Source organism: Enterobacter sp. BNK-13 (assembly GCF_048685015.1).
GTDB lineage: Bacteria > Pseudomonadota > Gammaproteobacteria > Enterobacterales > Enterobacteriaceae > Enterobacter > Enterobacter quasiroggenkampii.
This window is the reverse complement of sequence record NZ_JBLQTP010000001.1, coordinates 3,194,806-3,213,290: the sequence shown is the minus strand read 5'-3', so window position 1 is coordinate 3,213,290 and position 18,485 is coordinate 3,194,806. Positions and strand designations below refer to the sequence as shown.

General features: G+C 57.7%; 17 protein-coding genes. 14 read left to right on the top strand and 3 right to left on the bottom strand.

All coding sequences use genetic code 11. The features are described 5' to 3' along the window. Positions 1–195: 195 nt before the first annotated feature. From rnc to acpS, 5 genes are read left to right on the top strand one after another with little or no spacing between them, the layout of a single operon-like run. Positions 196–876 carry a ribonuclease III gene (gene rnc, locus ACMGGQ_RS15465; protein WP_003860711.1) on the top strand — a complete coding sequence of 227 codons (681 nt, stop codon included), beginning with the start codon at positions 196–198 and terminating at the stop codon, positions 874–876. After that, positions 873–1,778, top strand: coding sequence for a GTPase Era (gene era, locus ACMGGQ_RS15460; protein ID WP_069719826.1), 906 nt, complete (start codon positions 873–875; stop codon positions 1,776–1,778). The genes rnc and era overlap by 4 nt, the downstream gene beginning before the upstream one ends. Positions 1,779–1,795: 17 nt before the next feature. Then, a complete protein-coding gene (recO, locus tag ACMGGQ_RS15455) occupies positions 1,796–2,503 on the top strand; it encodes a DNA repair protein RecO (protein WP_023333058.1) in 708 nt (235 codons plus the stop codon). Between the two features lie 33 nt (positions 2,504–2,536). After that, positions 2,537–3,268, top strand: coding sequence for a pyridoxine 5'-phosphate synthase (gene pdxJ / locus ACMGGQ_RS15450; protein WP_045908533.1), 732 nt, complete (start codon positions 2,537–2,539; stop codon positions 3,266–3,268). Then, positions 3,268–3,648 carry a holo-ACP synthase gene (gene acpS, locus ACMGGQ_RS15445; protein ID WP_420290250.1) on the top strand — a complete coding sequence of 127 codons (381 nt, stop codon included), beginning with the start codon at positions 3,268–3,270 and terminating at the stop codon, positions 3,646–3,648. The genes pdxJ and acpS overlap by 1 nt, the downstream gene beginning before the upstream one ends. Here the strand turns inward: acpS and ACMGGQ_RS15440 are convergent. Next, entirely contained in the window at positions 3,645–3,905 is a 261-nt protein-coding gene (locus ACMGGQ_RS15440) for a YfhL family 4Fe-4S dicluster ferredoxin (protein WP_008502177.1), read from the bottom strand. The genes acpS and ACMGGQ_RS15440 overlap by 4 nt on opposite strands. A 46-nt stretch (positions 3,906–3,951) precedes the next feature. Beyond that, positions 3,952–4,800, bottom strand: coding sequence for a MurR/RpiR family transcriptional regulator (locus ACMGGQ_RS15435; RefSeq protein ID WP_045908534.1), 849 nt, complete (start codon positions 4,798–4,800; stop codon positions 3,952–3,954). Between the two features lie 117 nt (positions 4,801–4,917). On the opposite strand from ACMGGQ_RS15435, the gene murQ reads away from it, so the two are divergent. The 4 genes from murQ to tadA are packed head-to-tail and all read left to right on the top strand — an operon-like array spanning position 4,918 to position 8,387. Continuing rightward, positions 4,918–5,811 carry an N-acetylmuramic acid 6-phosphate etherase gene (gene murQ / locus ACMGGQ_RS15430; RefSeq protein WP_063622281.1) on the top strand — a complete coding sequence of 298 codons (894 nt, stop codon included), beginning with the start codon at positions 4,918–4,920 and terminating at the stop codon, positions 5,809–5,811. 11 nt (positions 5,812–5,822) lie between these two features. After that, complete coding sequence (locus ACMGGQ_RS15425) at positions 5,823–7,184, top strand: PTS transporter subunit EIIC (protein ID WP_252077938.1); 1,362 nt, start codon at positions 5,823–5,825, stop codon at positions 7,182–7,184. Positions 7,185–7,187: 3 nt separating this feature from the next. Then, a complete protein-coding gene (yfhb, locus tag ACMGGQ_RS15420) occupies positions 7,188–7,823 on the top strand; it encodes a phosphatidylglycerophosphatase C (protein WP_045908537.1) in 636 nt (211 codons plus the stop codon). 24 nt (positions 7,824–7,847) lie between these two features. Further along, on the top strand, positions 7,848–8,387 hold the full coding sequence (tadA, locus tag ACMGGQ_RS15415) for a tRNA adenosine(34) deaminase TadA (RefSeq protein WP_196365181.1): 540 nt from the start codon (positions 7,848–7,850) through the stop codon (positions 8,385–8,387). Here the strand turns inward: tadA and mltF are convergent. After that, positions 8,275–9,825, bottom strand: a complete 1,551-nt coding sequence (gene mltF / locus ACMGGQ_RS15410) for a membrane-bound lytic murein transglycosylase MltF (protein ID WP_420290249.1) — start codon at positions 9,823–9,825, stop codon at positions 8,275–8,277. The genes tadA and mltF overlap by 113 nt on opposite strands. A gap of 267 nt (positions 9,826–10,092) precedes the next feature. Here mltF and purL point away from each other — a divergent pair, with 267 nt between their 5' ends. From purL to glnB, 5 genes are all read left to right on the top strand, one after another. Further along, positions 10,093–13,980, top strand: coding sequence for a phosphoribosylformylglycinamidine synthase (gene purL / locus ACMGGQ_RS15405; protein WP_126534756.1), 3,888 nt, complete (start codon positions 10,093–10,095; stop codon positions 13,978–13,980). A gap of 532 nt (positions 13,981–14,512) precedes the next feature. Continuing rightward, complete coding sequence (gene qseE / locus ACMGGQ_RS15400; RefSeq protein ID WP_052714363.1) at positions 14,513–15,940, top strand: two component system sensor histidine kinase QseE/GlrK; 1,428 nt, start codon at positions 14,513–14,515, stop codon at positions 15,938–15,940. Position 15,941: 1 nt separating this feature from the next. Next, entirely contained in the window at positions 15,942–16,679 is a 738-nt protein-coding gene (gene qseG, locus ACMGGQ_RS15395; protein WP_032675345.1) for a two-component system QseEF-associated lipoprotein QseG, read from the top strand. Further along, entirely contained in the window at positions 16,666–18,003 is a 1,338-nt protein-coding gene (gene glrR, locus ACMGGQ_RS15390; RefSeq protein ID WP_045908542.1) for a two-component system response regulator GlrR, read from the top strand. The genes qseG and glrR overlap by 14 nt, the downstream gene beginning before the upstream one ends. A gap of 80 nt (positions 18,004–18,083) precedes the next feature. Continuing rightward, positions 18,084–18,422 carry a nitrogen regulatory protein P-II gene (gene glnB / locus ACMGGQ_RS15385; protein WP_003860685.1) on the top strand — a complete coding sequence of 113 codons (339 nt, stop codon included), beginning with the start codon at positions 18,084–18,086 and terminating at the stop codon, positions 18,420–18,422. Positions 18,423–18,485 lie beyond the last annotated feature (63 nt).

Genomic DNA, 18,485 nt, shown 5'->3' with positions numbered 1-18,485 from the left:
AATTAAAGCGGCTACACGAATTATTTCACCGATAAATCTCTTCGAACTAACGACATCCCCTGTCGTTGTGTATAGAATATTCCCCCGAAGTTTAAGGTTGGCCCTGCAAGGGTGCCACGGCACACGAAACCGCGTTGGTTTTCTCAGGTCGGTTTCGTGTGCTGCATTTTTGACGCATTCATTTATTGGTATCGCATGAACCCCATCGTAATTAATCGGCTTCAACGGAAGCTGGGCTACACTTTTCATCATCAGGAGTTGTTGCAACAGGCATTAACCCACCGCAGTGCCAGCAGCAAACATAATGAGCGTCTCGAGTTTTTAGGCGACTCTATTTTAAGTTTCGTGATTGCGAATGCGCTTTATCATCGTTTCCCGCGTGTGGATGAAGGGGATATGAGCCGCATGCGTGCCACGCTGGTTCGGGGTAATACCCTTGCGGAAATCGCGCGCGAATTTGAACTGGGCGAATGTCTGCGTCTTGGGCCGGGTGAACTGAAAAGCGGCGGCTTCCGTCGTGAATCTATTCTTGCCGATACGGTCGAAGCATTAATTGGTGGTGTGTTCCTGGACAGCGATATCCAGACCGTCGAAAAGCTGATCCTGAACTGGTATCAGACCCGTCTGGACGAAATCAGCCCGGGCGATAAACAGAAAGATCCCAAAACGCGTCTGCAGGAATATTTGCAGGGTCGTCATCTGCCGCTGCCATCTTATCTGGTGGTGCAGGTTCGTGGCGAAGCGCACGATCAGGAATTTACCATCCATTGCCAGGTCAGTGGCCTGAGTGAACCGGTGGTGGGCACAGGTTCAAGCCGTCGTAAGGCTGAACAGGCTGCCGCCGAACAGGCGTTAAAAATGCTGGAGCTGGAATGAGCGAAGATAAGACCTATTGCGGATTTATTGCCATCGTCGGACGTCCGAACGTTGGCAAATCTACTCTGCTGAATAATCTGCTTGGGCAGAAGATTTCTATCACCTCGCGTAAGGCGCAGACCACGCGTCACCGCATCGTTGGTATCCATACTGAAGGCGCGTATCAGGCGATCTACGTCGATACCCCGGGCCTGCACATGGAAGAGAAGCGTGCTATCAACCGTCTGATGAACAAGGCGGCGAGCAGCTCGATTGGCGACGTGGAGCTGGTGATTTTCGTTGTGGAAGGCACCCGCTGGACGCCGGACGACGAGATGGTGCTGAACAAGCTGCGCGACGGCAAAACGCCGGTCATCCTCGCCGTCAACAAAGTTGACAACGTGCAGGAAAAGGCCGATCTGCTGCCGCATCTGCAGTGGCTCGGTAGCCAGATGAACTTCCTTGACATCGTTCCGCTGTCTGCGGAGACGGGGCTGAACGTGGACACCATCGCGGGCATCGTGCGTAAGCACCTCCCGGAAGCGATTCACCACTTCCCGGAAGAGTACATCACCGATCGTTCTCAGCGCTTTATGGCGTCTGAAATCATCCGTGAAAAGCTGATGCGTTTCCTGGGTGCTGAACTGCCGTACTCTGTGACGGTGGAGATCGAGCGTTTCCAGAGCAACGAGCGTGGCGGCTACGACATCAACGGCCTGATCCTCGTTGAGCGTGAAGGGCAGAAGAAGATGGTGATCGGCAACAAAGGCGCCAAGATCAAAACCATCGGCATTGAAGCCCGTAAGGACATGCAGGAGATGTTCGAAGCGCCGGTTCACCTCGAACTGTGGGTGAAAGTGAAATCTGGCTGGGCCGATGATGAGCGTGCTCTGCGCAGCCTCGGTTACGGCGAAGACCAGTAACTCAAGACGACGAGCATATGGATGGATGGCAGCGCGCCTTTGTCCTGCATAGTCGTCCCTGGAGCGAAACCAGCCTGATGCTGGACGTCTTCACGGAAGAGTCGGGCCGCGTGCGCCTTGTTGCGAAAGGCGCACGTTCCAAACGTTCTAATCTGAAAGGTGCCCTACAGCCTTTCACGCCGCTGCTGGTACGTTTTGGTGGGCGAGGGGAAGTTAAAACCCTGCGCAGCGCCGAAGCCGTCTCCCTGGCGCTTCCTCTCTCGGGCATCACGCTCTACAGCGGCCTGTATGTCAATGAACTCATCTCACGCGTTCTTGAACATGAGACGCGCTTCTCTGAACTTTTCTTTGATTATCTGCACTGTATCCAGGCGCTGGCTGGCGCAACCGGCACGCCCGAGCCTGCGCTGCGGCGTTTTGAACTGGCGCTGCTGGGCCATCTTGGGTACGGGGTCGATTTTCTGCACTGTGCGGGCAGCGGTGACGAAGTGGAAGACACCATGACCTACCGCTACCGCGAAGAAAAGGGCTTTATTGCCAGCATCGTGATCGACAACAGCACCTTTACCGGGCGCCAGCTCCGGGCGCTGTATGAGCGCGAGTTTCCCGATCAGGATACCCTGCGCGCAGCAAAACGCTTTACCCGGATTGCCCTCAAGCCGTATCTTGGCGGCAAGCCCTTAAAGAGCCGCGAATTATTCAGGCAGTTTGTGCCGAAACGTTAGACTACAGAATCGAAAAGAAAACCGAGGATTGTCATGGCTGAATTACTGTTAGGCGTCAACATCGATCACATCGCCACGCTGCGTAATGCGCGCGGCACGGCGTATCCCGATCCGGTTCAGGCGGCGTTTATCGCTGAACAGGCTGGCGCCGACGGCATTACCGTTCATCTGCGTGAAGACCGTCGCCACATCACCGACCGCGACGTGCGCATTCTGCGCCAGACGCTGGATACCCGTATGAATCTGGAGATGGCGGTCACCGAAGAGATGCTGGCGATTGCCTGTGAGACTCAGCCGCACTTCTGCTGCCTGGTGCCGGAAAAACGCCAGGAAGTGACGACCGAAGGCGGTCTGGATGTGGCCGGTCAGCTCGACAAAATGCGCGATGCCTGCAAGCGCCTGGCGGATGCCGGTATCCTGGTTTCGCTGTTTATTGACGCCGATTTCACCCAGATTAAAGCGGCAGCCGACGTGGGCGCGCCGTATATCGAAATTCACACCGGCTGCTATGCCGATGCCAAAAATGATGAAGAGCAGGCGAAAGAGCTGGAGCGTATTGCTAAAGCGGCCACCTACGCGGCGAGCCTGGGTCTGAAGGTCAATGCCGGTCACGGCCTGACCTACCATAACGTGAAGCCCATTGCCGCCATCCCGGAAATGCACGAGCTGAACATCGGTCACGCGATCATTGGCCGTGCGGTGATGAGCGGCCTGAAAGAGGCCGTCTCAGAGATGAAACGCCTGATGCAGGAAGCGCGTCAGTAATGGCCATTCTGGGCTTAGGCACCGATATCGTTGAAATAGCCCGCATTGAAGCGGTGATCGCCCGCAGCGGCGATCGCCTCGCAAGACGCGTGCTGAGCGATAACGAATGGGCCATCTGGGAAGCGCATCAGCAGCCTGTGCGTTTCCTGGCGAAGCGCTTTGCGGTAAAAGAAGCGGCCGCCAAAGCCTTCGGAACCGGCATTCGTAACGGTCTGGCGTTCAACCAGTTTGAAGTATTTAACGATGAGCTGGGTAAGCCAAGCCTGCGCTTATGGGGCGAGGCGCAAAAGCTGGCCGAGAACCTGGGCGTGAATCACGTGCACGTGACGATCGCCGATGAGCGTCACTATGCCAGCGCAACGGTGATCATCGAAAGTTAAAGTTTGTCCGCGTGGTGCATCAGGACAAACTTATCCCACAGCTGCTCTTCGCTCTCGACGTGTGCCGGATCCTTCAGGATGGTATTGGGGATCGGGCACACTTTCTGACAGGTCGGCGTTTCATAGTGGCCGATGCATTCGGTGCAGCGGTCGCTGTTAATCTCATAAATGCTGTCGCCCATCGAAATGGCCTGGTTCGGGCATTCGGGCTCGCACATATCGCAATTAATGCATTTTTTGGTAATTAACAGCGCCATCAGGAAATTCTCAGAAACAACACAAACTGGGCGGGCATTATACGCGTCAAACCAGTTTCTTTACCAGTTCTTCGCTGTGGCGAATGCGCTCTGGCGCACGCTCCAGATCCTGCTGCACCAGCGCCATAAACAGCAGGTCCGTCAGCATCATTTGTGCGCTGGTGGACGAGATAGCCGCGCTGCGCGTGGCCTGTTCCTCGGCAATGGTATATAAACAGCGCGTGGCCCGCTGCTGCAGGGCATTCGGCGTAAAACCGGTGATCGCCAGAATTTTACCGCCGACTCGCAGCACTTCATCGGTGGCCATGTTGATCTCGCGGCGCTCGCCGGAATAGGAGATCGCCAGCAGCAGATCGTCAGGATCCATCGCCTGTACGGTCGCCAGCAGGGCGTGCATATCCTGCTCGACGATGGCGTTAAGGCCAATTTTTGTCAGCTTCCAGCCAAAGTTACGCGCCACAAGTCCGGACGCGCCGATGCCGGTCAGAATGATTCGCCGCGCGCCGCGCAGCATCGCCACGCTCTCCAGCAGCTTCTCTTCCGTATTCACATCGAGCGTCGCATGCATGGCCGCCACGTTCTCTTTGATCAGCTTTTCGCCAACCAGCCGCATCGGATCGTCTCCGCGGATCTGATTATGCACCGGCATGGACTGCGGATTGGGGTTACTGACCAGCGCTTCACTGATCGCCAGCTTGAGAGCAGGGAATCCCTTAAAGCCAATCTTCTGCGCAAATTTCACCACGCTGGACTGGCTCACACCGGCTTCACTCGCCAGCTGCTGCGAGCTGAGATGGCGCGCGTGATCGGGTTGAGAAAGCAGAAAATCCGCCAGCTTCTTGTCGCTTTGGGCAAAGCCTGCGTAGCGCTGGCGAATGCGAATTAAACAGTTCATACGGTCTCCTGGCGAAAATGTGATTATCTGCGCAAATACGGATTTTGCTCGCCTGAATGAATTTTATATTCCATTATAGTGTGATTATTATGAATTAAAAATTCTTGAGGTACAAAAATGAATCTTGGCTCACTTGTTTCTGAAACGCGTAACCCGCAAACCATGGATCTGGATGCGCTCTCCACCCTGGAGCTGGTTAACCGCTTTAATCAACAGGATACGCTGGTCGCGCAGGCAGTGAAAGAGACATTACCTGAGGTGGCGAAAGCGGTCGATGCGGCGGCGGAAGCCCTCAAGGCCGGTGGACGCATTATTTACATGGGGGCGGGAACCAGCGGGCGTCTTGGGGTCCTGGACGCGTCAGAATGTCCGCCAACCTTTGGGGTGCCGCATGGTCTGGTGGTTGGGCTGATTGCCGGTGGACCCGGTGCGCTGCTGAAAGCCGTTGAAGGGGCGGAAGATAACAAACAGCTGGGCGAGAATGACCTGAAGGCGCTGAATCTGACGGCGAAGGATCTGGTGGTCGGGCTGGCGGCATCCGGGCGCACGCCGTACGTGATTGGCGGGCTGGAATACGCTAACCAGACCGGCTGCACGACGGTTGCCATCTCCTGTAACCCAGGCTCACCGATTGCACAGGTGGCCGCTATCGCTATCTCTCCGGTGGTTGGGCCGGAAGCGCTCACAGGCTCCACGCGCCTGAAATCCGGGACCGCGCAAAAGCTGGTGCTCAATATGATCTCCACCGGCGCGATGGTGAAGTTCGGCAAGGTGTATCAGAACCTGATGGTGGATATGCAGGCCACCAACGTCAAGCTGGTGGACAGAGCCTGCCGCATGGTGATGGAGGCGACGGGCGCAGGCCGTGAAGAGGCGGAAGCGGTGCTCAAACAGACCGATCACGATGTTAAGCCTGCCATTCTGATGATCTTAAGCGGGCTGGATGCGGCGAGCGCGAGAGCCAAACTCGATGCGCATAACGGCTTCTTACGGGCGGCATTAGAAAACTAACAGAGGCGTGTATGGACAAAACAGCAGCGCTCGCCAGCGGTATCCTGCAGGGGATTGGTGGGGAACAAAATATTCAGCGTCTCGAAAACTGCATGACGCGCGTGCGCGTCGAGGTGCATGACGACGACCAGCTTGACGTGCCGCGTCTGAAGCAGCTTTCCGGCGTCAGCGGCTACGTGAAACAGGGGCAGCAGCACCAGCTGATCGTCGGCCCAGGGAAAGCGGCGCAGGTTGTCGATGCCATGCGCGCGCTGATGGGCGTTAGCGCGAGCGTGTCGATTGACGATGCTGAGCGCACCAAAGCGCAGGTGAAGGCCAAATATAAAGCCCCGATGAGCGACGCGCTGCGACAGCTCGCAAACGTCTTTATTCCGCTGATCCCGGCGTTTATTGCTTCGGGCCTGATCACCGGGATCATCAATATCCTCAAGCGACCGGATATTGTGGGGGATTTCGCCACGCAGTATCCGAACCTGCTGGGGATTCTCGGGATCTTCGGCAGCGCGGTGTTCGCCATCATGAACATTCTGGTCGGGGTCAATACCGCGAAGGTGTTTGGCGGATCGCTGGCGATGGGCGGCGTGATGGCGGGCATCTTGTCCAGCCCGCAGCTGGCGCAGATCACGCTGTTTGGTGAGGCGCTCCAGCCCGGCCGCGGCGGGGTGATTGCGGTGCTGCTGGTGGTCATCCTGATGTGCTGGATTGAGAAAAGGCTGCGCGCGGTTTTGCCAGGCTCTATCGAGCTGATTCTCAACCCGCTGCTGACTACGCTGATTACCGGTAGCGTAGCGATTGTCGCCCTCCAGCCGTTAGGCGGGTGGATCTCTGAAGCCATCGCCCACGGTGCGTCGCTGGCGATTGACCGCGGCGGCCTGTTAGTGGGCGCGGTGCTGTCGGGTACTTTCCTGCCGCTGGTGCTGACCGGCCTGCATCAGGGTCTGGTGCCGATCCACGTCGAGCTGGTGCAAGCGCACGGCTATAACGCGCTTCTGCCAATTCTGTCGATGGCGGGGGTGGGGCAGGTCGGTGCGGCGATTGCGGTACTGATGAAAACCCGCAACGCGCGTCTGAAAAAGGTGATTAAAGGCGCACTCCCGGTCGGCCTGCTCGGTATTGGCGAGCCGCTGATTTTTGGCGTCACGCTGCCGCTGGGTAAACCGTTCCTCGCGGCCTGTCTGGGCGGCGCGGTAGGCGGGGCGCTGATCAGCTACTGGAAGGTCGCAACCGTTATTACCTTTGGCATTTCGGGTTTACCGCTGGCATTAACCATCGTGACCGGAAAAGTGATGCTCTATCTGTTAGGCTATTTAGTAGCGGTGATCGCCGGGTTCCTGTTTACCTGGCTATTAGGATTCAACGACCCAGAGGAGTAAGGTTTGGCAAATCACGCGCGTCGCGTTGTTTTTTTCGACCTGGATGGCACGCTGCATCAGCAGGATATGTTTGGTACGTTTATGCGTTACCTGCTGCGGCGTCTACCTCTGAATGCGCTGCTCGTGCTACCGCTCTTACCGGCGATCGGTATCGCGCTGCTGGTGAAAGGCCGTGCGGCGCGATGGCCGATGAGCCTGCTGCTGTGGGGATGTACGTTTGGGCACAGCGAAGCGCGGCTTAAACAGCTGGAGCAGGATTTTGCGCACTGGTTTCGCGGCCACGTTGCCGCCTTTCCGGTGGTGCAGGCGCGCCTGACCGGCTATCTCGACGCGAATGATGCGGACATCTGGCTGATTACCGGCTCCCCGCAGACGCTGGTGGAGCAAGTCTATTTTGATACCCCCTGGCTACCGCGCGTGAATCTTATTGCCACGCAAATTGCCCGCGGCTACGGAGGTTGGGTGCTGACGATGCGCTGCCTGGGACATGAAAAAGTGGTCCAGCTGGAGAAACGCATCGGTACGCCGCTGCGCCTGTACAGCGGCTACAGCGACAGTAAACAGGACAACCCGCTGCTCTATTTTTGCCAGCACCGCTGGCGCGTTACGCCATCAGGTGAACTCCAGCAACTCGAATAGTCTTATCCATAATCGGCGTGTATAATGCGCCCCGCTTTTCGACTGGAGTATCAACCGTTGTCCAACCCTGAACTCGATCATGAATACTGGATGCGCCATGCGCTGACGCTGGCTCAGCGTGCCTGGGACGAGGGCGAAGTGCCCGTGGGCGCCGTGTTGGTCCACAATAACCAGGTGATTGGTGAAGGGTGGAACCGCCCCATTGGCCGCCACGATCCGACGGCGCACGCCGAAATCATGGCGCTTCGTCAGGGCGGTCTGGTGCTGCAAAACTATCGCCTGCTTGATACCACGCTGTATGTGACGTTGGAGCCGTGCGTGATGTGTTCCGGGGCGATGGTGCACAGCCGGATCGGGACTCTGGTCTTCGGGGCGCGGGATGAAAAAACCGGCGCGGCCGGTTCACTGATGGACGTGCTGGGTCACCCGGGGATGAACCACCAGGTGAAGACTATTGGCGGGGTGCTTGCACCAGAGTGTTCGGGGCTATTAAGCGATTTCTTTCGAATGCGCCGTCAGCAGAAAAAGCAGCAAAAGGCAGAATTGAAGCCGTCGGACGATTAAGCTCGTCCGGCGCCACGACAGGGTAGCTTTGGGCCAGCTGTTTGGCCTCTGTCGCCTCTTTCTCTTTTTCCAGCAGATACCCGACCAGGCTAATCTGATATTTACGGATATTTTCCACGTAGGCGTAGGCTTCATGCCCGCGCGCGTAGCCGTACGTCAGCTTGTTATACCATGGCTTCTGGCTCAGCAGCGGCAGCCGCTGCTTTACGTCTGACCAGCTGTCCGGGTTGCCTTTCGTTTTGGCCGTCAGCGCTCGCGCATCCAGCATATGCGCATAGCCCATATTGTAGGCCGCCAGCGCGAACCAGATCCGCTCCTCTTCCGGCACCGTTTCCGGGACTTTGGCCATCATATCCTGCAGGTAGCGCGCGCCGCCGCTGATGCTCTGTTCCGCATCGGTACGGTCATTGACGCCCAGGCTCAGCGCGGTATTTTTGGTTAACATCATCAAACCACGCACGCCAGTCGGAGACGTGGCCTGGGTATCCCAGTGGGATTCCTGATACGAAATAGCCGCCAGCAGTTTCCAGTCAATTTCCTGGGCGTATTTTTCGAACAGCGGCTGCAGGTCCGGCAGGACGCTGTCTACCGCACGCAGGAAGCTGCGGGTGTCAACGTAGTCAAAGTCATCACCATGCCCGAGGTACTTCTCCTCCAGGCGCGCCAGCGTACCGTCTTCATTCATGGTGTTGAAGAAATCGAGCATCGCGGCAGAGAGGGTCTGATCGTCATCGAGCTGAGTAAACCAGGTCACAGGCTGCTCGTCGGTGACGTCCAGCGCCACGGCGATTTCTGGATGTACCCGCTGGAACAGGCTGATCGCGACCGAATCGGCGATGGTATAGGGGACTTTCTGATCTTTTACCTGCTCCAGCAGCTCCGTCGTGCCGAGTTTCGCATCCACTGTCCAGCTCAGGTCCGGATATTTCTTCTCCTTGAGCTCACGCAGATCGTCAATCACCACGTGACCGGGGGCAATCGTCAGCTGCCGATCGTTAATCGAGGCCAGCGAGCGCGGGCGCAGACTCCCGACGCGATAAACCAGCTGCTGCGAAACGGAGTAGTAGGTCGGGCCTGGCTGGTAGTTTTTGCTGCGCTCGCTGTTATACACCAGCCCGGCGGCAAGCATATCGGCATCGTCGTTATCGAGGTCATCAAACAGCTGGTTGATATTCTGGCGGACGGTGATTTTTAGCTTCACGCCAAGATAATCGGCGAACTGTTGTGCCAGTTCATAATCCAGACCAATGATTTTGCCGTTGATGTCGCTGTAAATCAGCGGAGAGTTAAGGGTACTGACGCGCAATTCCCCCCGCTCCTGAATGGCGGCGATACGGTTTTCGGCTTTGCCGATCCAGGGGAGGGAAGGCCAGAGGGCCACTGCCAGCAGCAACGTTACAATGCCGATGAGCAGATAATTAATCTTTAATTTTTTCAATTAGTTAATTCTCTGCGACGCCGGTTGCCTCAGTCTGCTGTAGCCATGTTAACAATAAGGTTTGCCATTGAATGAGCGGCATTTTGCGTAAACTTGCGCCACTTGGCAACCAATTAGAGAGACAGGTCACATCTATTGTTAAATCTCTTCGTCAATTTTATTTCGACGCAAACGGTTTCGTCGGCGCTCAGGATTCTCTATAATGACGCCCGTTTTCCCCCCTTGCGCACACTGTAAGCGCCCCGGCGCTTCGAAGACGAGAGACTTATGATGGAAATTCTGCGTGGTTCGCCTGCACTGTCTGCCTTCCGTATTACCAAACTGCTGGCACGTTTTCAGGCGGCCGACCTTCCGGTAAGCAATATTTACGCTGAGTATGTCCATTTTGCTGACCTGAATGCCCCCCTGAATGCAGAGGAGCGCGTACAGCTGGAACGCCTGCTCAAGTATGGCCCAAGCCTCAGCAGCCATACGCCAACCGGCAAACTGATCCTTGCGACGCCGCGTCCGGGCACCATCTCCCCCTGGTCTTCCAAAGCCACCGACATCGCCCACAACTGTGGCCTGAGCCAGATTAACCGTCTGGAGCGCGGCGTGGCGTACTACGTGGAAGCCTCTACCCTGAGCGACGCGCAGTGGCAGGCGGTCGCGGCTGAACTGCACGACCGCATGATGGAGAGCGTGTTTGCCTCTCTCGATGACGCGCAGAAGCTTTTCTCCCACCATCAGCCTGCGCCGGTACAGAGCGTGGATCTGCTGGGGCAGGGCCGTCAGGCACTGATTGACGCCAACCTGCGTCTCGGCCTGGCGCTGGCAGAAGACGAAATCGACTATCTGCAGGATGCGTTCGTTAAGCTCAACCGTAACCCGAACGACATCGAACTCTATATGTTCGCGCAGGCGAACTCTGAGCACTGCCGTCACAAGATTTTCAATGCCGACTGGATTATTGACGGCGAACAGCAGCCAAAGTCGCTGTTCAAAATGATCAAAAACACCATGGAGCAAACCCCTGACCACGTGCTGTCTGCCTATAAAGACAACGCCGCGGTGATGGAAGGTTCCGAGGTGGGCCGCTTCTTCGCCGATCGCGAAGCAGGGCGCTATGACTTCCATCAGGAGCCCGCGCATATCCTGATGAAGGTTGAAACCCACAACCACCCGACCGCGATCTCCCCGTGGCCGGGGGCGGCGACCGGCTCCGGCGGTGAAATCCGTGACGAAGGGGCGACCGGTCGTGGTGCAAAACCCAAAGCGGGTCTGGTCGGTTTCTCCGTCTCCAACCTGCGTATCCCGGGCTTTGAACAGCCGTGGGAAGAAGATTTCGGCAAGCCAGAGCGCATTGTGACCGCGCTGGATATCATGACCGAAGGCCCGCTGGGCGGCGCGGCGTTTAACAACGAATTTGGTCGTCCGGCGCTGAACGGTTACTTCCGTACCTATGAAGAGAAAGTGGACAGCCACAACGGCGAAGAGCTGCGCGGCTACCACAAACCGATCATGCTGGCGGGCGGGATCGGCAACATCCGTGCCGATCACGTGCAGAAAGGTGAGATCGTCGTCGGCGCGAAGCTGATCGTGCTCGGCGGCCCGGCGATGAACATCGGTCTGGGCGGCGGTGCGGCCTCTTCGATGGCCTCCGGCCAGTCTGATGCGGATCTCGACTTCGCGTCCGTGCAGCGTGACAACCCTGAGATGGAGCGTCGCTGCCAGGAAGTGATCGACCGCTGCTGGCAGCTGGGCGATGCTAACCCGATCCTCTTTATCCACGACGTGGGCGCGGGCGGTCTGTCCAACGCCATGCCGGAGCTGGTGAGCGACGGCGGTCGCGGTGGCCGTTTCAACCTGCGCGATATCCTGAGCGATGAGCCGGGCATGAGCCCACTGGAAATCTGGTGTAACGAATCCCAGGAGCGCTACGTGCTGGCCGTTGCGGCGGATCAGCTGCCGCTGTTTGACGAGCTGTGCCGCCGCGAGCGCGCGCCGTATGCCGTCATCGGTGAAGCGACCGAAGAGCAGCACCTGACTCTGAGCGACACCCATTTCGACAACCAGCCGATCGATCTGCCGCTCGACGTTCTGCTCGGTAAAACGCCGAAGATGACCCGCGACGTGCAGACCCGTAAAGCGGCGGGCAAAGCGCTGGATCGCCAGGGCATTACCGTAGCTGAAGCCGTTAATCGCGTGCTGCACCTGCCAGCTGTCGCGGAGAAAACCTTCCTGGTGACCATCGGCGACCGTACCGTGACCGGTATGGTATCCCGCGATCAGATGGTTGGCCCGTGGCAGATCCCGGTGGCAAACTGCGCCGTGACCACCGCGAGCCTCGACAGCTATTACGGCGAAGCGATGGCGCTGGGCGAACGCACCCCGGTCGCGCTGCTGGACTTCGCGGCCTCTGCCCGTCTGGCGGTCGGTGAAGCGCTGACCAACATCGCCGCCACGCAGATTGGCGATATCAAACGTATCAAGCTCTCCGCAAACTGGATGGCCGCTGCCGGTCACCCAGGCGAAGATGCGGGCCTGTATGAAGCCGTGAAGGCGGTGGGTGAGGAGCTGTGTCCTGCCCTCGGCCTGACCATTCCGGTGGGCAAAGACTCCATGTCGATGAAAACCCGCTGGCAGGAAGGTAACGAGCAGCGCGAGATGACCTCCCCGCTGTCGCTGGTGATCACCGCGTTTGCCCGCGTGGAAGACGTGCGTCACACCGTTACGCCGCAGCTGGCGACCGAAGATAACGCCCTGCTGCTGATTGACCTGGGTAAAGGCCACAACGCGCTCGGCGCTACCGCGCTGGCGCAGGTTTACCGTCAGCTTGGCGATAAGCCAGCCGACGTGCGCGACGTGGCGCAGCTAAAAGGCTTCTACGACGCCATCCAGGCGCTGGTGGCGCAGCGTAAGCTGCTGGCCTACCACGACCGTTCCGACGGCGGCCTGCTGGTAACCCTGGCAGAGATGGCCTTCACCGGCCACTGTGGGGTTGAAGCCAACATCGCTACGCTGGGTGAAGATCGTCTGGCGGCGCTGTTTAACGAAGAGCTGGGCGCCGTGATTCAGGTGCGTGCGGCAGATCGCGACGCGGTTGAAGCGATTCTGGCGCAGCACGGTCTGGCAGACTGCGTGCACTATCTGGGTAAAGCCGTTCAGGGCGATCGCTTCGTCATTGAAGCTGACGGTCACGCCGTGTTCAGCGAAAGCCGCACCACGCTGCGCATGTGGTGGGCGGAAACCACCTGGCAGATGCAGCGCCTGCGTGATAACCCGGAATGTGCCGATCAGGAGCACAACGCGAAGGCCAATGACCAGGATCCAGGCCTGAACGTGAAGCTCTCCTTCGACATCAACGAAGACATCGCCGCGCCGTACATTGCGACTGGTGCGCGTCCGAAAGTGGCCGTGCTGCGCGAGCAGGGCGTTAACTCCCACGTTGAGATGGCTGCCGCCTTCCATCGCGCGGGCTTTGACGCTATCGACGTTCATATGAGCGACCTGCTGGCCGGACGTACCGGTCTGGAAGATTTCCAGGCGCTGGTGGCGTGCGGTGGTTTCTCCTACGGTGACGTGCTGGGTGCGGGCGAGGGCTGGGCGAAATCTATCCTCTTCAACAGCCGCGTGCGCGACGAGTTCGAAACCTTCTTCCATCGTCCGCAGACCCTGGCGCTGGGCGTGTGCAACGGCTGTCAGATGATGTCTAACCTGCGCGAACTGATCCCGGGCAGCGAAGCTTGGCCGCGTTTTGTGCGTAACCAGTCTGACCGCTTCGAAGCGCGCTTTAGCCTGGTGGAAGTGACCCAGAGCCCGTCTCTGCTGCTGCAGGGAATGGTCGGGTCGCAGATGCCAATCGCGGTGTCCCACGGCGAAGGTCAGGTCGAAGTGCGTGATGCCGCGCATCTGGCTCAGCTGGAGAGCAAAGGTCTGGTAGCGCTGCGCTTTGTCGATAACTTCGGCAAGGTCACGGAAACCTACCCGGCCAACCCGAACGGTTCGGTGAACGGTATTACTGCGGTAACCAGCGAAAGCGGTCGTGCAACCATCATGATGCCGCATCCGGAACGTGTGTTCCGTACCGTGAGCAACTCCTGGCACCCGGAAAACTGGGGCGAGGACAGCCCGTGGATGCGTATCTTCCGCAACGCCCGTAAGCAGCTGGGTTAAGTTTCAGCATCCTGACTGTAGGCCCGGTGAGCGCGAGCGCCACCGGGCTTTTTTGTCTCTGTCGCAAAATCGCGACAACACTTTGGTTTGGGTGTCTCCAAAAGGAGACATTTAACTTATTGATTTATATGTGGCAGGAAAGGTTCCCGTTAAGGTGTTGCTAAACAGCGACACTTAGCCTGAAAATCATTCAACCGATAACGAACGGGTTAAGCGAGTAAAAATTATATATTTCAAGGTGTTAATTTTTTGTTTTGCATTCTGGCACGGGTGTTGCATAATATTAACCAGTGGCTCATTCACCTTCTTATGTCAGCCCCTTCGGGACGTGCTACATAAACTTCGAATGACGCACAAAAAGGTGCCTGCCGTCCAACTACTGATCATAGCGATGCTTTATCAGGCCAGGGCGAAACGTCGAGTTAGGCACCGCCTCATTCCATGACAAAGCCGGGTTTTTACCCGGCTTTGTTGTATCTGAAGGGCAGACTCAGTTACGCTCTGCGTAAACCCCCATTAAGAGAGTAATGCGTTGAAACGCTGGCCCGTTTTTCCCCGCTCCCTGCGACAGCTCGTCATGATGGCCTTTCTGCTGATCCTGCTGCCGTTGCTGATCCTTGCCTGGCAGGCGTGGCAAAGCCTGAACGCGCTGAGCGCGCAGGCGGCATTGACCAACCGCACGACGCTTATTGACGCCCGGCGCAGTGAGGCCATGACCAACGCCGCCCTGGAGATGGAGCGCAGCTATCGTCAGTACTGCGTGCTTGACGACCGCACGCTGGAAAAGGTGTACCAGAGTCAGCGCAAGCGCTACAGCGAAATGCTGGACGCCCACGCCGGCGTATTGCCTGACGACAAGCTGTATCAGGCGTTACGTCAGGATCTGAACGATCTCGCACAGCTGCAGTGCCAAAATAGTGGACCCGATGCCGCCGCCGCCGCGCGCCTGGAAGCCTTCGCCAACGCCAACACCGAGATGGTGCAGTCAACCCGCACGGTGATTTTCTCTCGCGGCCAGCAGCTTCAGCAGGAGATCGCCGAGCGCGGCCAGTTCTTCGGCTGGCAGGCGCTGGTGCTGTTCCTCGTGAGCCTCGGGCTGGTTCTGCTCTTTACCCGCATGATCATCGGCCCGGTGAAGGGGATCCAGCGGATGATCAACCGCCTGGGGGAGGGAAAATCGCTGGGTGATACAGTCGCTTTTAAAGGTCCCCGGGAACTGCGATCGGTGGGTCAGCGTATTATCTGGCTGTCCGAGCGCCTGGCGTGGCTTGAATCACAGCGTCATCAGTTCCTGCGCCATATCTCCCATGAGCTTAAAACGCCGCTCGCCAGCATGCGCGAAGGGACGGAACTGCTGGCGGACGAAGTGGCAGGGCCGCTTACGCCCGAACAGAAAGAAATTGTCGAGATCCTGGATAACAGCAGCCGCAATCTGCAGAAGCTGATTGAGCAACTGCTGGATTACAACCGCAAGCTGGCTGACGGGGCGGTTGTACTGGAAAACGTCGACATTGAACCGCTGGTGGATATGGTGATCTCCGCCCATAGCTTGCCAGCAAGAGCTAAAATGATGCATACCGGTGTAGAGCTGAATGCGCCGACCTGTCTCGCTGAACCCATGCTGCTAATGAGCGTGCTGGATAATCTTTATTCCAATGCGGTGCACTATGGTACTGAATCCGGTAACATTTATATCCGAAGCTATACGAAGGGCTCCCGGGTGTTTATAGACGTCGCTAACACCGGCACCCCGATCCCCGATGACGAAAAAACCATGATCTTCGAGCCCTTTTTCCAGGGGAGTCATCAGCGGAAAGGTGCGGTGAAAGGCAGTGGTCTGGGCTTAAGCATTGCCCGGGACTGCATACGACGTATGCAGGGTGAGCTAAACATTGCCACGGACGAACGTTCGGATGTTTGCTTCCGTATTGATCTGCCCCTGAGCCGGAAAAATCAATAAAATGAATCTATGTCTGGTGAGTATGTCACACGTCTTTTCACGCGCCGTACGCGCGGTGTTTTCCCGCAGCACGCTTCGCCTGAGCCTGCCCTGTTTATTTCTGGCTGGGTGTGTTTCCCATGTGCCGCAAAGTGCGATTAGCGATAAACAAGAAGATAAATGGCCCGATAACCAGCTGGCCGATTTCCTCTCAACCCGCTGTGACGACATCTGGAACCTCTCAGGCCATGACGTCGAAACTAACCCGCTGTTCTGGCTGCGCGGGATAGACTGCGCCCAGCGTCTGGCGCCGGTTGATGCCCGCGCGAAAGCGGCGATGCTGGATGATGATACCTGGCAGGACGCGTTCAAGCGTGGGATTTTGCTGGCGGATGCGAAAATCACTCCCGTTGAACGCCGCGCCAACGTGACCCGACTGGACACGTTTGTGGTCAATCTTCCGGTACAGATCCGCCCGGTATACCAGCTCTGGCGCGAGGGACAGACGCTACAGCTTCAGCTTTCTGAAGAGCGCTCCCGCTACAGCAAGCTGCAACAGTCAACCGATAGCGAGCTTGATACACTGCGCCAACAGCAGCAACATTTACGTACGCAGCTGGATACCACAACGCGTAAGCTGGAGAACCTGACCGATATCGAAAGACAGCTCTCGTCGCGTAAATATCAGCCGGGGAGTTCATCCGCTGCGCCGGACAGCGATACGCCGAAACAAGAGGATGTGAAGCATGACGAGCCGTAAACCAGCCCATCTCTTACTGGTGGATGACGATCCCGGTCTGTTAAAGCTGCTGGGGATGCGTCTGGTGAGTGAAGGCTACAGCGTCGTGACCGCGGAAAGCGGGCTGGAGGGGCTGAAAATTCTCAGCCGCGAGAAAATCGATCTGGTGATAAGCGACCTGCGGATGGATGAAATGGACGGCCTGCAGCTGTTTGCGGAGATCCAGAAGCAGCAGCCGGGTATGCCCGTGATTATCCTGACCGCGCACGGGTCGATCCCGGATGCGGTTGCCGCGACGCAGCAGGGGGTATTCAGCTTCCTGACCAAGCCGGTGGACAAAGACGCGCTGTATAAGGCTATCGACAGCGCGCTGGAACATGCCGCTCCGGCGGGGGATGAAGCGTGGCGGGAGCCTATCGTCACCCGCAGCCCCGTGATGCTGCGCCTGCTGGAACAGGCGAGGATGGTGGCGCAGTCTGACGTCAGCGTGCTCATCAACGGCCAGAGCGGAACCGGGAAAGAGATCCTCGCGCAGGCGATTCATAACGCCAGCCCGCGCAGCAAGAACGCCTTTATCGCCATTAACTGCGGCGCGCTCCCGGAACAACTGCTTGAATCCGAACTGTTTGGTCACGCCCGCGGCGCATTCACCGGCGCGGTAAGCAGCCGTGAAGGGCTGTTCCAGGCGGCGGAAGGCGGCACGCTGTTCCTGGACGAGATTGGCGACATGCCCGCGCCGCTGCAGGTCAAGCTGCTACGCGTGCTGCAGGAGCGCAAAGTGCGCCCGCTGGGCAGCAACCGCGATATCGATATTAACGTGCGAATTATCTCCGCTACCCACCGCGATCTGCCAAAAGTGATGGCCCGCAACGAGTTCCGCGAAGATCTCTACTACCGTCTGAACGTGGTCAACCTGAAAATCCCGGCGCTGGCCGAACGTGCGGAAGACATCCCGCTGCTGGCGAACCATCTTTTGCGTCAGGCGGCCGATCGTCATAAACCGTTCGTGCGCGCGTTTTCCACCGATGCGATGAAGCGGCTGATGGCCGCAAGCTGGCCGGGTAACGTGCGTCAGTTGGTCAACGTGATTGAGCAGTGCGTGGCGCTGACCTCCTCACCGGTCATCAGCGACGCGCTGGTGGAGCAGGCGCTGGAAGGGGAAAACACGGCGCTGCCGACGTTTGCCGAAGCGCGTAACCAGTTTGAGCTGAACTATCTGCGTAAGCTGCTGCAGATCACCAAAGGCAACGTGACCCACGCGGCGCGGATGGCCGGGCGCAACCGCACCGAGTTTTACAAGCTGCTCTCGCGTCACGAGCTGGAAGCGAACGATTTTAAAGAGTAGTACCGCAAAATTCGCCTGAATATGGTACTGTGAGCAATCGATTACGAGGCAGCTTACAGGCAAGAGTTTAAGGACCCACCATGAAAAAGATTGATGCGATTATTAAACCTTTCAAACTGGATGATGTGCGTGAAGCGCTGGCGGAAGTCGGCATCACCGGGATGACCGTGACGGAAGTGAAAGGTTTTGGTCGTCAGAAAGGTCACACCGAGCTTTACCGTGGCGCAGAATACATGGTCGACTTTCTGCCGAAAGTGAAAATTGAAATCGTGGTCAGCGACGATATCGTGGACACCTGTGTGGACACCATTATCCGCACGGCGCAAACCGGCAAAATTGGCGACGGTAAAATCTTCGTCTTTGACGTGGCGCGCGTGATCCGTATCCGTACCGGCGAAGAAGACGACGCTGCGATTTAACGTTCTTGCCGGGTGGCGCTGCGCTTACCCGGCCTACCAAACTCTTCGTAGGCCCGCGCAAGC

Excerpts from the sequence above, each read along its gene's own strand:
- rnc (WP_003860711.1), top strand. The coding sequence starts at position 196 with ATGAACCCCATCGTAATTAATCGGCTTCAACGGAAGCTGGGCTACACT.
- era (WP_069719826.1), top strand. The coding sequence starts at position 873 with ATGAGCGAAGATAAGACCTATTGCGGATTTATTGCCATCGTCGGACGT.
- recO (WP_023333058.1), top strand. The coding sequence starts at position 1,796 with ATGGATGGATGGCAGCGCGCCTTTGTCCTGCATAGTCGTCCCTGGAGC.
- pdxJ (WP_045908533.1), top strand. The coding sequence starts at position 2,537 with ATGGCTGAATTACTGTTAGGCGTCAACATCGATCACATCGCCACGCTG.
- acpS (WP_420290250.1), top strand. The coding sequence starts at position 3,268 with ATGGCCATTCTGGGCTTAGGCACCGATATCGTTGAAATAGCCCGCATT.
- ACMGGQ_RS15440 (WP_008502177.1), bottom strand. The coding sequence starts at position 3,905 with ATGGCGCTGTTAATTACCAAAAAATGCATTAATTGCGATATGTGCGAG.
- ACMGGQ_RS15435 (WP_045908534.1), bottom strand. The coding sequence starts at position 4,800 with ATGAACTGTTTAATTCGCATTCGCCAGCGCTACGCAGGCTTTGCCCAA.
- murQ (WP_063622281.1), top strand. The coding sequence starts at position 4,918 with ATGAATCTTGGCTCACTTGTTTCTGAAACGCGTAACCCGCAAACCATG.
- ACMGGQ_RS15425 (WP_252077938.1), top strand. The coding sequence starts at position 5,823 with ATGGACAAAACAGCAGCGCTCGCCAGCGGTATCCTGCAGGGGATTGGT.
- tadA (WP_196365181.1), top strand. The coding sequence starts at position 7,848 with ATGCGCCCCGCTTTTCGACTGGAGTATCAACCGTTGTCCAACCCTGAA.
- purL (WP_126534756.1), top strand. The coding sequence starts at position 10,093 with ATGATGGAAATTCTGCGTGGTTCGCCTGCACTGTCTGCCTTCCGTATT.
- qseG (WP_032675345.1), top strand. The coding sequence starts at position 15,942 with ATGAATCTATGTCTGGTGAGTATGTCACACGTCTTTTCACGCGCCGTA.
- glrR (WP_045908542.1), top strand. The coding sequence starts at position 16,666 with ATGACGAGCCGTAAACCAGCCCATCTCTTACTGGTGGATGACGATCCC.
- glnB (WP_003860685.1), top strand. The coding sequence starts at position 18,084 with ATGAAAAAGATTGATGCGATTATTAAACCTTTCAAACTGGATGATGTG.